This window comes from Streptomyces sp. BPTC-684 (assembly GCF_030028635.1).
GTDB lineage: Bacteria > Actinomycetota > Actinomycetes > Streptomycetales > Streptomycetaceae > Streptomyces > Streptomyces noboritoensis.
Genome location: NZ_CP124863.1, coordinates 2,492,734 through 2,506,579, shown reverse-complemented (window position 1 = coordinate 2,506,579; position 13,846 = coordinate 2,492,734). Strand labels below are relative to the sequence as shown.

At 70.4% G+C, this 13,846-nt stretch carries 12 protein-coding genes; 8 read left to right on the top strand and 4 right to left on the bottom strand.

The annotated features are described in order from the left end of the window. Window positions 1–155: 155 nt before the first annotated feature. The gene (locus QIY60_RS11200) at window positions 156–989 is read right to left on the bottom strand and encodes an NAD(P)H-binding protein (RefSeq protein WP_283142273.1); all 834 of its coding nucleotides are present in this window, start codon (window positions 987–989) and stop codon (window positions 156–158) included. A 106-nt stretch (window positions 990–1,095) separates the two neighbouring features. Here QIY60_RS11200 and QIY60_RS11195 point away from each other — a divergent pair, with 106 nt between their 5' ends. The 3 genes from QIY60_RS11195 to QIY60_RS11185 all read left to right on the top strand — a co-directional run bounded on the left by QIY60_RS11195 (window position 1,096) and on the right by QIY60_RS11185 (window position 5,106). After that, a complete protein-coding gene (locus QIY60_RS11195) occupies window positions 1,096–1,515 on the top strand; it encodes a helix-turn-helix domain-containing protein (protein WP_283142272.1) in 420 nt (139 codons plus the stop codon). After that, the gene (locus tag QIY60_RS11190; protein ID WP_283142271.1) at window positions 1,512–2,648 is read left to right on the top strand and encodes a DUF2786 domain-containing protein; all 1,137 of its coding nucleotides are present in this window, start codon (window positions 1,512–1,514) and stop codon (window positions 2,646–2,648) included. Before QIY60_RS11195 ends, QIY60_RS11190 begins: the two co-directional genes overlap by 4 nt. A 376-nt stretch (window positions 2,649–3,024) precedes the next feature. Further along, window positions 3,025–5,106, top strand: coding sequence for an FUSC family protein (locus QIY60_RS11185; protein WP_283142270.1), 2,082 nt, complete (start codon window positions 3,025–3,027; stop codon window positions 5,104–5,106). Between the two features lie 8 nt (window positions 5,107–5,114). Here QIY60_RS11185 and QIY60_RS11180 read toward each other — a convergent pair whose 3' ends face one another. Beyond that, complete coding sequence (locus tag QIY60_RS11180) at window positions 5,115–5,615, bottom strand: hypothetical protein (RefSeq protein ID WP_283142269.1); 501 nt, start codon at window positions 5,613–5,615, stop codon at window positions 5,115–5,117. A 240-nt stretch (window positions 5,616–5,855) separates the two neighbouring features. Between QIY60_RS11180 and QIY60_RS11175 the strand changes: the two genes are divergently transcribed. Then, a complete protein-coding gene (locus tag QIY60_RS11175) occupies window positions 5,856–6,095 on the top strand; it encodes a DUF397 domain-containing protein (protein ID WP_180357232.1) in 240 nt (79 codons plus the stop codon). A gap of 130 nt (window positions 6,096–6,225) precedes the next feature. Here the strand turns inward: QIY60_RS11175 and QIY60_RS11170 are convergent, their stop codons facing one another. Then, window positions 6,226–6,729, bottom strand: a complete 504-nt coding sequence (locus QIY60_RS11170; RefSeq protein WP_283142268.1) for an ATP-binding protein — start codon at window positions 6,727–6,729, stop codon at window positions 6,226–6,228. 311 nt (window positions 6,730–7,040) lie between these two features. On the opposite strand from QIY60_RS11170, the gene QIY60_RS11165 reads away from it, so the two are divergent. The 3 genes from QIY60_RS11165 to QIY60_RS11155 all read left to right on the top strand — a co-directional run bounded on the left by QIY60_RS11165 (window position 7,041) and on the right by QIY60_RS11155 (window position 10,152). Then, the gene (locus tag QIY60_RS11165) at window positions 7,041–7,904 is read left to right on the top strand and encodes a helix-turn-helix transcriptional regulator (RefSeq protein WP_101389393.1); all 864 of its coding nucleotides are present in this window, start codon (window positions 7,041–7,043) and stop codon (window positions 7,902–7,904) included. A gap of 122 nt (window positions 7,905–8,026) precedes the next feature. Continuing rightward, window positions 8,027–9,484: an aldehyde dehydrogenase family protein gene (locus tag QIY60_RS11160; RefSeq protein WP_283142267.1), complete on the top strand. Its 1,458-nt coding sequence runs from the start codon at window positions 8,027–8,029 to the stop codon at window positions 9,482–9,484. Between the two features lie 50 nt (window positions 9,485–9,534). Beyond that, window positions 9,535–10,152, top strand: a complete 618-nt coding sequence (locus tag QIY60_RS11155) for a PadR family transcriptional regulator (RefSeq protein WP_283142266.1) — start codon at window positions 9,535–9,537, stop codon at window positions 10,150–10,152. Window positions 10,153–10,259: 107 nt separating this feature from the next. Here the strand turns inward: QIY60_RS11155 and QIY60_RS11150 are convergent, their stop codons facing one another. Next, a complete protein-coding gene (locus QIY60_RS11150) occupies window positions 10,260–11,690 on the bottom strand; it encodes a glutamate decarboxylase (RefSeq protein ID WP_283142265.1) in 1,431 nt (476 codons plus the stop codon). Window positions 11,691–11,838: 148 nt separating this feature from the next. Here QIY60_RS11150 and QIY60_RS11145 point away from each other — a divergent pair, with 148 nt between their 5' ends. Continuing rightward, complete coding sequence (locus QIY60_RS11145; RefSeq protein ID WP_283142264.1) at window positions 11,839–13,482, top strand: recombinase family protein; 1,644 nt, start codon at window positions 11,839–11,841, stop codon at window positions 13,480–13,482. Window positions 13,483–13,846: the final 364 nt, after the last annotated feature.

Sequence of the window (13,846 nt, the reverse complement as noted above, 5' to 3'; positions counted from 1 at the left end):
CAACGGCGTTCCGCGGCGCCGGGCGGTGCTGAGCGCCCCGCTGGAAGTGCGGCATTCGACTATGGGCCGTCTGTGGCTGGTCGCGCAGTTCCCCGCGCCCCTTTGGGGCACGTGTTTGGGGCACGGGGCGCCGCACCGGACTTCCGTAAGACCGCTTAGCGAACGGGCGCCGCCCCCGCCACGGCCCCGACCGCCTCCGCGTACACCTCCAGCGGGTCGAGCGGTGCGCGGCCGAGGAGGTCGTGCAGCTCGCCCGTGTCCGGGGTGGCGAGGAAGCCGCCGGCGATCGCCGAGTACGTGCCGACCAGCATCGGCACCTGGAAGCCCAGCGCCCCGGACGCGGAGATCCGCTCGCGCGCCTCGGCCAGCGTCTCCGGCTCGTACGCCGTCCCGGTCGCGGCGGCCAGCTCGGCGCCGCCGAGGGCGCGGGGACCGGCCAGTTCGTAGACCCGGCCCGCGTGCGGTGCGGGGGCGAGGGCGACGCGGGCCGCGATCTCGGCCAGGTCGGCGCGGGCCACCGCCGCGAGGCGGCCGTCGGCCAGCGGCGCGGTGAGGCGGCCGTCGGCGCCGGGGGCGGCGAGGAAGGCGAGGAGCTCGGCGTAGAGCCCGTTGCGCAGGACCGTCCACTTCAAAGAAGTGGACGCGCTCAGACGGCGCTCGGTCCAGCGGTGGGCGAGGGCGTACGCAAGGTGGTCGCCCGCGCCGGTGAGGCTGGTGTAGACGAGGTGACGCACTCCCGCCTGTTCGGCTGCCGAGATCGCGGCCTCGTGGCGGGCGATGACGGTGTCGTCCTCGCCGTAACCGGCGGAGATCAGCAGCAGGGTGTCGACCCCGGCGAACGCCTCGGGCAGGGAGCCGGGGTCGTCGAAGTCGACGCGCCGGGCGCCGGGCAGCGGCGCGCGCGTGCCGAGCACGACGTCGTCGCGGCCCGCGAGGCGCTCGGCGACGAGTTGGCCGAGACCGCCGGAGACACCGGTGACGAGCAGCATGGAGGACCCCCAAGGGATGAACGCGCACAGGGTTCTGTTCGCGGTTGTGTTCGACAACTGCGACCATCGTCTGCGGTCCGGCACGCGCGCGTAAGGAGGCACTTCGATGTCAGTGGGGCACACGGAGGTAACCACCCCCGAGGGCCGGCGGGTGATCACCGACCCCGTGATCAGCTGCGAGACCCCGCAGGACGAGTGCGGGGTGCGCGATGTGCTCGACCGGCTCGGAGACAAGTGGTCGGTGTACGTGGTGGTCGAACTCGCCGCGGGCGTCAAGCGGTTCCGCCAGCTCCAGCGTGCCGTACCCGGCATCTCGCAGCGGATGCTGACGCTGACCCTGCGGCGCCTGGAGCGCGACGGTCTGGTGGACCGGACGGTGTACCCGACGGTGCCCGCACAGGTCGAGTACGAGCTGACCGCGATGGGCCACAGCCTCACCCACCTGGTCAAGGCGCTCGCGGACTGGTCGATCGGCCACCGGGACGCGATCGCCCGGGCCCGCCGCGACTGGGACGAGGCGCAGTGACGACGGTCGAGCGGGCGCTGGCCGCCGCGCTGTACGCCGAGTCCGACGCGGACCTGGACACCGGCGCGTCGCTGCTGGCCGCGGACCCGTCCGCCGACGCCGAGCTCGCCCTGCGCGGGCAGGAGCTGATCGGGCGGGCGTGGGAGCGGGGGTGGCAGCCGGCCGATGTCGTACGGATGGTCCGGCGCGAGCTGGCGGAGCCGCACGTACGGCTGGCCGTGGAGCTCGTGCTCGTACAGCTGAAGCGGTACGAGCGGCTGCCGGCGCGGTGGGCGGAGCAGGCCGAGGGGCTCGCGGACGCCGTCCAGAGCGCGGGCGACCGGTCGGAGGACCGCTTCACGCGCGCGACGCTGGTCCTTGAGCTGTACCGGCTGCTGCTGCGGCTGCCCGCGATCGAGCCGGTGGGGCCGCTGCCGGGCACGCCCGTGCACCTGCCGCCGGTGCACGGCGAGCCGAAGGCGCTGACGCGGATCCGGGCGCTGCTCGCCAAGGCGGAGGCGACGGAGTTCCCGGACGAGGCGGAGGCGCTGAGCGCCAAGGCGCAGGAGCTGATGGCGCTGCACAGCATCGACGAGGCGGTGCTGGCGGCAGGCGGCCACCGGGGCGACGCGCCGGGGGCGTGCCGGATCGGGGTGGACGCGCCGTACGAGACGTCCAAGGCGATCCTGCTCGACGCGGTCGCCTCGGCGAACCACTGCCGGGCGGTGTGGAACGGGGAGTTCGGCTTCTCGACGGTGGTGGGCTTCGAGGCCGACCTGGAGGCGGTCGAGCTGCTCTACACGTCGCTGCTGGTGCAGGGGACCGCGGCGATGACGCGGGCGGAGGCGGCGCAGCGGGCGGGCGGACGTAAGCGGACCAAGACGTTCCGCCAGTCTTTCCTGCTGGCGTACGCGAACCGGCTGGGCGACCTCCTGTCGGCGACGGCCCGCCAGGTGGAGTCGACGGCGTCCACCGCGCTGCTGCCGGTGCTCGCCACGCGCGCGGTGGCGGTCGCGGGGCGGGCGGAGGAGATGTTTCCGCGGACGGTACGGACGCGGGTGCGGGGGGCGACGGACGCGGCGGGTTGGCAGGACGGCACGACGGCGGCGAACCGGGCCCACCACGGCCCGGGCCGCCCGGGGCTGCCGGGCTGACCCGATGTGCCGGGGCTGCGCCCCCGACCCCGTTGCGGGGCCTGCGGCCCCTGCACCCCGCTTCGTTCGTCTGCGGGCCGTGCTGGGTCGCTCGCGCAGTTCCCCGCGCCCCTTACGGGCGCTGGTCGCTCCCCCAAGTTCTCGGCTTCGCTCGAACAGGGGGGACCCCCATCGCGGCGGAGCCGCAAATGTCACAGCCCCGCGCCCGTGAAAATGCCGCTGCGCGGCATCCCCTGGGCGCCCCGGAGGGGCGCTTCCAGGGGCGCGGGGAACTGCGCGAGCAACCACCGACGGTCCGCAGACGAACACCGGGCTGATAAGGGGCGCAGCCCCTGGGGAAGCGCGTTCACCTTGGGGGATCGATACGCTCGGCCCCATGAGCTGGCTCCGCGCCCTGAAAGAGACCGCGCGGGCGGGGCTGAGCGTCGAGCGGCGACGGCTCGAACCCGCCGTCGCCCTGCGCGGCGCCGCCGGACTCGCCCTCGTCGTCGGCGTCAGCCTCGTCACCCTCGGCCCCACCGCCGCCGTGAGCTCCGCGTTCGGCGCGTTCCAGGCCGCCATCGCCACCTTCCAGCGCAGCTGGCGCCCCCGCCCGGCCCTGGCGCTCGCGTCCGGCGCCAGCCTCGCCCTCTCCACCTTCCTCGGCTACCTCGTCGGCGCCCACTCCCCGTTCTTCCTGGCCCTGCTCGCCGCCTGGACGTTCGCCTCCGGACTCGCCTGGGCCGTAGGCCCCACCGCCGGGATCATCGCCTCCTCCAACGTGGCGATCATGCTGGTCACCGTCACCCTGCCCACCTCGATCGCGACCGCCGCCGGGCACGCCGCGATGATCGCCGCGGGCGGCGTCGTCCAGGCGGCCCTCGTCGTCCTCGTCCCGATCCGCCGCTGGGGCGCCCAGCGCGACGCGCTCGCCGACGCGCTGGCGGCCGAGGCCGACTACGCCCGCCGCCTCCGGCAGGACCCGCGCGCCGCCTTCGACCCGGAGCCCCTGATGACCGCCCGGCTCGCCGCCGCCGTCACCCCCCGCGAGGCCCGCCGCCGCCCGGCGGAGCTGCACGGATCCCGGGGCGTGGCCGAGCGCATCCGGCCGGTCCTCGCCTCGCTCGCGGACCCCGCGCTCGGCGTGCCGGAGGAGGGACCCGAGCGCGACCGGGTGCGCGAACTGCTCGGCGCCGCCGCCTCTGTGCTCGACGCGGCCGCCCGCGCGATCCGGCACGGCGAGGCCGTACGCATCCCGGCGCCCGCCGAGGCCGCCCTCAAGACGCCCGACACCGGCGCGATCCTCACCGGCCCCGCCTTCCGCACCGCCACCCGCCTGATCGCGCTCCTCGGCGACGTCGTGGAGACGGCCGAGGGCACCGGCGGCGACGGGTCCGAGCCGCTGCTGCGGCCTACCCTGCCCCGGCTCGTCCCGCTCGCCCTGCGCACCATGCGCACCGAGCTCGGCCGCCGCGACTCCCCGGTCTTCCGGCACGCCGCCCGGGTCTGCGCGGTCGCCGCCGCCGGGTACCTCCTGGGCAAGGCCCTCCCGCTCGGCCACGGCTACTGGGCGCCGATGGCCTCCGTCATGGTGATGCGCCCGGACTTCTCCCAGACGTACTCCCGCGCGGTCGCCCGCTTCGGCGGCACCCTGGTCGGCGTCGCCCTCGCCACCGGCCTGGTCCAGCTCACCCACCCAGGCCCCGGCCTCTCGGCCGCGCTTGCGGTGCTCTGCGCGTTCCTGATGTACCTGCTGATGCGTACGGGATACGCGGCGGCCAGCGCGTGCACCTCCGCGTACGTGGTCTTCCTGCTCGGCACCGGCGGCCTCCAGTGGACCCAGACCGTCCCCGACCGGGTGCTGCTCACCCTGCTCGGCGGGGTGCTGGCGATGGCCGCGTACGCCCTCTACCCGGCCTGGGAGACGCCCCGGCTGCGCACCCGGCTCGCGGACTGGCTGGCCGCCTGCGGGCGGTACGCGGCGGCCGTCGCCGACCGGTACGCCGACCCCGCCGCGCCCGCCGACGAGGTGCGCCGGGCGCTGCTCGCCACCCGCGCGGCCCGGGTCGCCTGGCAGGAGGCGCTGGACCGGGCCACCCACGAGCCGGTGCGCCACCGGGGGCTGTCGCGGGCCGCCGCCGAAGGGGCCGGGCACGCGGTGGGGCAGCTCGGCCGGATCGCGATGCTGATGGAGGCGCACGTCCCCGAGCGCGGCGCGGCCCCGGTCCCGGCCGCCGCCGCGTTCGCGGGGGCGCTGCGCGGGGCCACCGAGCGGGGTGCGAAGGCGGTGCGGGAGCGGCGGGTGCCGCAGTGGGGCGAGGTGGAGAAGGCGCTGGCCGTGTGGGACGGCGAGGGGGCGCCCGACCGGGTCGTGCGCAAGGGCGCGGGGCTGCTGCTCCACTCCCTGGAGGAGCTCTCGGACGCGCTCGCCCCGCCCGCCCCGCCGATGGCGGTCAAGGACGCCGGTCCGACGCCCTGAGGGACAGGTCAGGGCGTCGGCAGGCCCGCCGTCGGGATGCCCGTCGGCAGCTTCCCGTCCAGCTCCGACTTGGTGAAGGTGTCGGTCTTGCCGCCCTCCCACTTCACCGTGAGGGTCTTGCCGTCCGCGCTCAGCGACGGCATGCCCGCCGACCGGTCGGTGTTGCCGTCCGCGCACTTGAGCGCGATCATCGCCATGCCGTTGTCGCTGACCGTGCCGCTGCACGTGTGTTCGCCGCCGAGCGCCACGGTCGTACCGCTGATCACGAGGGCGGTGGGCCTGCCCTGGAGGACGGCCGCCCAGGCTCCGGCGATGTCCTTGGCGGCCACCTTGCCGCTGCCGCTGCTGCCGTTTCCGCCGCCGCTCGCGCTCGGGCTCGCGCTCTGCCCGCCGCCGCCGGTGTTCTTGTCCTTGGGCTTGTCGCCGCCGTCCGAGCTGGAGCACCCGGCCAGGGCGAGACAAGCGGCGAGGGCCACGGCGCCCGCCCCGGTACGTACATGCCTGCGCACTGCGAAATCCCCTTGCTTCGACGGTTTCCGGACGCGCCAAGCTACCAGCGCGTGAACCAGGGGGGCGCGGGACGCGTCTATACCCAGTGGACGAGGAGTCCAACCCGGTGGAATGCCTGTAACGGCCCGAGTACCGCGCGTGCACGTGCATATGCTCATGCAGGCGCACATGAACACGGCTATGATCCGGGGCAGTTGACCTTTCACAGATGCACGTCTGCACATCCCCCGGGAGCGACCTTGCACCACGCGTACAACGGCATGGCGGCAACGGAGCTTCAGGGTGTCGTCTGGCAGAAGAGCAGGCACAGCAACTCCCAAGGGACCTGCGTGGAGTTCGCCCGGTTGCCGGGAGGAAGGGTTGCCGTCCGCAACTCGACGTTTCCGGACGGGCCCGCGCTGGTCTACACACGGGCGGAGATCGAGGCGATGCTGCTCGGCGTCAAGGACGGCGAGTTCGACCACCTGATCACCGACTGACCGATCACCGACTGACCGATCACCGACTGGCTGACACCGGCCGAGCCCGCTGTACCCCGATACGCGAACGGGCCCCCATCCGGGGGCCCTTGTGTCGTACGGGTGGAAAGTGCGGCTGGGAAGCGCCTGGTCAGTCGGCCGGCTGGAGGCGGAACAAGGCCCAGACCACCTTGCCGCTCAGCGTGCCCGTGAGCGGGTGCCAGCCCCAGGAGTCGCTGAACGAGTCCACCAGGAACAGACCGCGCCCCGACTCCGCGTCGCAGTCGTCGGACCCGGGCGAGGACGGGCTGTCCACACTGGGGTCGCGCACCGCGCACACCAGCCGGCTGGTCCACCGCATCAGGTGCAGCCGCACGGGCGGCGCGTCCGACTCGCGGGCGGTGTCGGCGGGCAGCGCGTGGCGCAGGGCGTTGGTGACAAGCTCCGAGACGACCAGGGCCACTTCGTCGAAGCGCTCCGACAGCTCCCACTGGCCGAGCGTCTTCTTGGTGAACTGCCTGGCGCCGCGCACGGCTTCATAGCGGGCGGGCAGCGCACAGGAGGCGGAACTGGCCACGGCGGAGGGGTCGATGGGCGGGAGGGCCTGCCTTAAAGGCTCCAACGGCTCCAGCATGGTCGATCCATTCGTCCCCATGCGAGGCACTCCCGGGATTCGCGGCCGTGGCGGTACAGGCGAACGTGGCGTACAGCAGAACAGAACGCAGGACACAGCAGGACACAAGACGAGCACGCAGGTGCGCGGGGACCATGGTTCCGAATGCCCGCTCCTGATGCAAGGGCAGATGCACGTGCACGTGCCAGACCTGTCCAACCCCGTGGTGATTGTTGCTCATTTCTTCCCGAGGCCGATTTCGGAGCTTGACCATTTCCGTAATCGATTGAGTACGGGGTGAAGCGTTTTGGTGGCAGACTGCCGTGCACCGTCGGTTGGGGAGGGACAGCGAAGTGACCGCAGGAGAGTCGAGCGGGTCGGTGGTCCGGCGCATTCTGCTGGGCTCACAGCTCAGGCGCCTGCGCGAGTCCCGGGGCATCACCCGCGAGGCCGCCGGGTATTCGATCAGGGCGTCCGAGTCGAAGATCAGTCGTATGGAGTTGGGGCGGGTGAGCTTCAAGGCAAGGGATGTCGAAGACCTGCTGACGCTCTACGGGGTCACCGACGATGCCGAGCGCGCGTCGCTCCTGGGGTTGGCCAAAGAGGCCAACATCGCGGGCTGGTGGCACAGTTACGGCGATGTGCTGCCCGGCTGGTTCCAGACGTACATCGGTCTGGAGGGCGCGGCCTCCCTCATCCGGATCTATGAAGTCCAGTTCGTCCACGGCCTGTTGCAGACCGAGGCGTACGCCCACGCCGTCGTCAGGCGCGGCATGCCCAACGGGTCCAACGCCGAGATCGACCGCCGCGTGGCGCTGCGCCTGGAGCGCCAGAAGGCCCTCGTCTCCGAACGCGCGCCGAGGTTCCACGCCGTCCTGGACGAAGCGGCGCTGCGCCGCCCGTACGGCGAACGGGACGTGATGCGCGGTCAGTTGAAGCACCTCATCGAGGTGTCCGAGCAGCCGAACGTGACACTCCAGGTGATGCCGTTCAGCTTCGGCGGACACGCCGGCGAGAGCGGGGCCTTCACCCTGCTGCGCTTCCCGGAGTCCGACCTCTCCGACATCGTCTATCTGGAGCAGCTCACCAGCTCCCTCTACCTGGACAAGCCGGAGGAGGTCGCCCAGTACGACAGGGCGATGGAACGGCTCCAGAAGGACAGTCCGGGCCCGGAGGAAAGCCGCGATCTTCTCCGTGGACTACTCCAACTCATCTGATACGTCAGTACGATGACGTCACATCAGGGTTGTGTACCAGAAGCGGGGGACACAGTGGACGCGACGACGAACACGTTCGCGACGGACACGGTGGCGGCGCAGTGGCAGCAGTAAGGGATGGCATGTCCTTCTTCACCGACCTGGCCCACCAGTACATCGACGGCGAGTGGCGCACCGGCAGCGGGTCGTGGGACATCATCGACTTCGATCCGTACAACGGGGAGAAGCTCGCCGCCATCACGGTCGCCACGGTGGACGAGGTCGACGAGGCCTATCGCGCGGCCGAGCGCGCCCAGGTCGGCTGGGGTGAGACCAACCCGTACAGCCGAAGACTGGTCTTCGAGCGCGCGCTGCGGATCACCGAGGAACGCGAGCCGGAGATCATCGAGGCGATCGTCGCCGAGCTGGGCGGCACCCGCCTGAAGGCCGGGTACGAGGTGCACCTCGCCAAGGAGTTCCTGCGCGAGGCGATACAGCTGGCGATACGGCCGGAGGGCCGGATCCTGCCCTCGCCCGTCGACGGCAAGGAGAACCGCGTCTACCGGCTGCCGGTCGGCGTGGTCGGGGTGATCAGCCCCTTCAACTTCCCCTTCCTGGTGACGCTGAAGTCGGTCGCACCGGCCCTGGCGCTCGGCAACGCCGTCGTCATCAAGCCGAACCAGAACGCGCCGGTGGTCGGCGGCGGCCTCATCGCCAAGATCTTCGAGGACGCGGGCCTGCCGGCCGGGCTGCTGAACGTGCTGGTCACGGACATAGCCGAGATAGGCGACGCGCTGATAGAGCACCCAGTGCCCAAGGTGATCTCGTTCGCTGGCTCCGACCGCACCGGCCGCCATGTGGCCGCCGTCGCGGGCAGCCACTTCAAGCGGGCCATCCTGGAGCTGAGCGGCAACAGCGCGCTGGTGGTCCTGGACGACGCGGACATCGACTACGCGGTCGAGGCGGCGGTTTTCAGCCGTTTTGTCTACCAGGGGCAGGTCTGTATGGCCGCCAACCGGGTCCTGGTGGACCGGAGCATCGAGCAGAAGTTCACCGAGAAGTTCTGTGCGCGGGTGGCGGCCCTGAAAACCGGCGACCCGGCGGACCCGGCCACCGACATCGGCCCGGTGATCAACAACTTCCAGGCGGACGCGCTGACTTCGCTGGTCGACCAGGCCCTGGCCGAGGGCGCCACCGCGCTGGTACGGGGCCGCACGCGCGGCAGCCTCGTCGAGCCGACGGTCCTGACCGGACTGCCCGAGGACTCCCCGCTGCTGCGGCAGGAGATCTTCGGCCCGGTGGTGCTGCTGCTCTCCTTCGACGGCGAGGAGGAGGCGGTACGGATGGCCAACGACAGCCCGTACGGACTGAGCGGCGCCGTACACACCGCCAACGTGGAGCGGGGCGTGCGGTTCGCCAAGCGGATCGTCACCGGGATGATCCACGTCAACGACTCGACCATCCAGGACGAGCCGCTGGTGGCGTTCGGCGGCGAGAAGTACTCGGGGCTCGGGCGGCTGAACGGGGACTCGACGATCGAGGCGTTCACCACCCAGAAGTGGATCTCCGTGCAGCACGGGAGGAGCCTCTTCCCGTTCTGAGCGACGAGCTGGTTGCTCTCGCGAACGGGCGAGGTCATAGGCTGAGCCGCATGTCAGCGATCCGTCTCCTCGTGCTCGGCGCGATCCGCCAGCACGGCCGGGCGCACGGCTACCAGGTCCGCAACGACCTGGAGTACTGGGGCGCCCACGAGTGGTCCAACGCCAAGCCCGGCTCGATCTACCACGCCCTCAAACAGATGGCGAAGGAGGGCGTGCTGCACGCCCACGAGATCGCGCCGAGCACGGCGGGCGGTCCGCCGCGCACCGAGTACGAGCTGACGGACGCGGGCTTCGAGGAGTATCTGAAGCTGCTGCGCGCGGCGCTGACCTCGTACGACCAGAAGATGGACATGCTCTCGGCGGCGATCGGCTTCATGGTCGACCTGCCGCGCACGGAGGTGGTGGCGCTGCTGCGCGACCGCCTGGAGCGGCTGGCGGCGTGGCGCACCAGGGTGACGGAGCACTACACCCCCGAGCAGGGCCCCGAGTCCCTCGGCCACATCGGCGAGATCATGAACATGTGGGTCCACTCGGCGGACGGCGAGGCGGAGTGGACGGGCGGCCTGATCGCGAGGATCGAGGCGGGCGCGTACACGTTCGCGGGCGAGGGAGCACCGTTCGTGGCGGTGCTGGCGGACGGCGAGGAGAACCCGTACGCGGAGAACTAAAGGTGCTGCCGAGCGCCCCGAAGGGGCGCGGGGAACTGCGCGAGCAACCACGCACGATCCGCAGTCGAACACAGCGCCCAGCGAAAACGGCGCTCCCCCCGCCCCCCTCAGTGGTGGAACGCCGTAGCCACAGACGCATCCCGCCCGAGCGGCCCGGACTGCCGACGCAGCTCGGGCAGAAGCCGCCCCAGATCCTCCACCAGCATCGCCGCCAGATCCGACGAGAACCCGTTCCGGCACACCACCCGCAGCACGGACAGATCCTCCCGGTGCGGCGGGAACGTATACGCGGGCACCAGCCACCCCTTCTCCCGCAGTCGCCGCGAGACGTCGAACACGTCGAACCGCTTCACCTCCGGCGCCGTCGTGAACGCGAACACCGGCAACTCGTTCCCCCGCGTGAGCAGCTGGAAGTCACCGAGCGCCTCGACGTGCTCGGCGAGCGCCCGCGCCACGTCCCGGGTGGTCTGCTGCACCGCCCGGAACCCCTCCCGCCCCAGCCGCAGGAACGTGTAGTACTGGGCCACGACCTGCGCCCCCGGCCGCGAGAAGTTCAGCGCGAACGTGGGCATGTCGCCGCCCAGGTAGTTCACCCGGAAGACCAGCTCCTCCGGGAGCTCCTGCGCCGAGCGCCACAGGGCCCACCCCACGCCCGGGTACACCAGCCCGTACTTGTGCCCGGACGTGTTGATCGACGCGACCCTGGGCAGCCGGAAGTCCCACACCAGGTCCTCGTCGAGGAAGGGCGCCACCATCGCCCCCGACGCGCCGTCCACATGGACCGGCACGTCGAACCCCGTACGCTCCTGCAACGCGTCGAGCGCCGCGCAGAGTTCCGCGATCGGCTCGTACGATCCGTCGAAGGTCGAGCCGAGGATCCCGACCACGCCGATCGTGTTCTCGTCGCACAGCTCGGCCGCCGCCGAGGGGTCGAGGTGGAAGCGGTCGCCCTCCATCGGGACCTGGCGCGCCTCGACCTCCCAGAAGTTGCAGAACTTCTCCCAGCAGACCTGGACGTTCACGCCCATCACCAGGTTCGGCACCGCGTCCCGCCCGGGGTAGCGGTCCGCGTTCCGCTTCGCCCAGCGCCGCTTGAGCGCCATCCCGGCGAGCATGCACGCCTCGCTCGACCCCGTCGTCGAGCAGCCCACCGCCCCGGCCGGGTCGGGCGCGTGCCACAGGTCGGCGAGCATCGCCACACAGCGCCGCTCCAGCTCGGCGGTGCGCGGGTACTCGTCCTTGTCGATCATGTTCTTGTCCCGGCACTCCGCCATCAGCACCCCGGCCTGCGGCTCCATCCAGGTGGTGACGAAGGTGGCCAGGTTGAGCCGGGAGTTGCCGTCCAGCATCAGTTCGTCGTGGACGAGCTGGTACGCCGTGGCGGGGGCCAGCGGCCGGTCCGGCAGCCGGTGCCGGGGCGGCGCCGACGTCATGGAGCCGACCGGGTCGGCCTCCCCGTAGAACGGGTTGAGGGCGAGCCGCCCGTACTCCTTCTCGTACTCCTGCGCCTTCTTGTTGGCGCCCGGGTGCAGTGCCACGGCCCGTCCCCTTCTCAGAGCTTCGTGATCACGACCGCCGTTCCGTACGCGCAGACCTCCGTCCCGACGTCGGCCGCCTCGGTGACGTGTGCACCTACTCACCTACATGAGCAGCAGCTAGACGGCTGCCTGATGAGAGGGGCAACGCGTGGAAGAGATTGATCTCTACCTCCGGAAGTCCAAGATCGTGCGAGACGAGGACGCGCGGGACCTGACTTCCATTAAGACACAGGAAGAGCTAGGACGCGCTTGGGCAGACCGGAACGACTACCGCGTGCGAGAGGTGTGGATTGACAACCTCTCAGCATGGTCGGATGTCGAGCGTCCAAAGTTCGACAAGGCGCTAGGTGCAATCATGCTCGGAGAGGTGAAGGCGCTTTGGTGTTTCGCGCTGGACCGGTTTACGCGAAAGGGCGTGGACGATATCGGGCCGATCCTCGGGCGGGCGCGAGTCCTCTTCGACTACGAGGGGCTGGACAGCTCCAACGAGCGAGACCGGCGCTGGATTATTGACCGTGCGGAACAGGCTCGGGAGTATTCCAACCGGCTGTCGTACAACATCAAGACCACTAAGAGCAGTCAGCAGCGGGCTGGTAAGTGGCTTGGGCGGGCGCCTTTTGGACTGGAGATCGCCGACCCAAAGACGCGGAAGCTCAAGCACTCCGACAAGTGGGGGGTTGTGTATGAGATCTTCGAACAGCTCGCAGAAGGAATGAGTGGGCGCGGTCTGTGTATTCACTTCAACGAGGAATTGCCTGAACGAATCCCGTCTCCGGGTGGCGGATTCTGGCAGTCGTCCACGATTTCGCGCATCATCCACAACCCTGTGTATGAGGGCTGGCAGGTAACGAACCAACGCGGGCTCCCCGGGCCCGACACGATCTTTCGGACTCCTGACGGACATCGGGTGTCGGTGTTCGAAGAGGGTTACAAGCCCATTCCGAGGGAACTGGCGGAAAAAGCCAGAGCAGCGATGCGGGGGCACTTCCCGCTACAGATGCGCAAGACTCCCAACAACATGACCCGCACGGACAGCGGGTTGATCGTTCCGGAGCATGCTTCTGAGGCAGCCTCGGGGCCGATACATCCCCGCGCCGGTAAACCCAAGACAGTACACGTGCTTACGGGACTGACACGGTGCCACGGGTGCGCGGGCGCATTGCCGAGTGAGGGGCGTAGCCATGTCTGCTCGCACCACAAGATTGGCAAGCCGTGCCCCGAGCCGACTTCGGCTATGCGTACCTCCCTTGAAACGCACGTGCGCACTAAGTGGATTGAGCGGCTGTGCTCGGCGGAAGACTCGGACCCATTGCTGGTCAAGGTTGCTCAGCGATACGCAATGCTAAAGCATCCCGATGACAACTCGGCGGCCAATGAGGCAGTCGCGGAACTCAAGGCAGCTGAGGCGGGTATTGAGCGGATTGCCCAGCAGATGCGGGACGGATTCTTTGAACCGCCGTTTGATGCACACCTTCCCCAGCTTCAAGAAGAGGCTCGGGCGGCACTGATCATCGCTAAGGCGAAAGTTGCCAAGTTGACTCCGAAGGAAACCGATATTGGATTTCTTCGGGATCGGGACGAGGCGGGTGAAGCCTGGGACGATGCTGACCGGGATCTACGGCGGCAACTGGTACGGCTTGCCGTGTCCCGAATATGGGTGAAGAAAGCCCCGGGACATCGACGAGGGTTCGATGGTGACAGCCGAGTGATCATCACGTTCCACGGTGACCCTGAGTACTGGCCGGAACATGTCCCCAAGCCTCAGCGGAAGACGTTCACCCGCACCGCCTGACGGCCCGCAGGGTGCCCCAGCCCGCCCGTAACGAGCTGGGGCGCTCACAGGGTCCCAGACGGCCGTACAGCTACAGGGCCCCGGCAGACCACATACGGCCCGCAAACGGCCGCACGCGTCCCCCAAGCGGCGGATAGGCTCGCCCTACCCCGCACTGACATAGACGTGCGGGTCAGGGGCGGCGCATGTCACGACTCACGAGCCGAGAATGCAGTACACCCGCCCCGACCAGCCCCGGTAGCCCTCTCGGCCGCCGGGGCTTTCCTGTGCCCGCAGACGGCCGCCTAAGAGCCTCGCGAAGACGGCTGAAGGGGAAACGTCAACAGGGTCGTGGGAAGCCGCCAGCAGGGCACACAGGAGCCCG

Excerpts from the sequence above, each read along its gene's own strand:
- QIY60_RS11160 (WP_283142267.1), top strand. The coding sequence starts at position 8,027 with ATGTCCTTCTTCACCGACCTGGCCCACCAGTACATCGACGGCGAGTGG.
- QIY60_RS11155 (WP_283142266.1), top strand. The coding sequence starts at position 9,535 with ATGTCAGCGATCCGTCTCCTCGTGCTCGGCGCGATCCGCCAGCACGGC.
- QIY60_RS11170 (WP_283142268.1), bottom strand. The coding sequence starts at position 6,729 with ATGGGGACGAATGGATCGACCATGCTGGAGCCGTTGGAGCCTTTAAGG.
- QIY60_RS11195 (WP_283142272.1), top strand. The coding sequence starts at position 1,096 with ATGTCAGTGGGGCACACGGAGGTAACCACCCCCGAGGGCCGGCGGGTG.
- QIY60_RS11185 (WP_283142270.1), top strand. The coding sequence starts at position 3,025 with ATGAGCTGGCTCCGCGCCCTGAAAGAGACCGCGCGGGCGGGGCTGAGC.
- QIY60_RS11200 (WP_283142273.1), bottom strand. The coding sequence starts at position 989 with ATGCTGCTCGTCACCGGTGTCTCCGGCGGTCTCGGCCAACTCGTCGCC.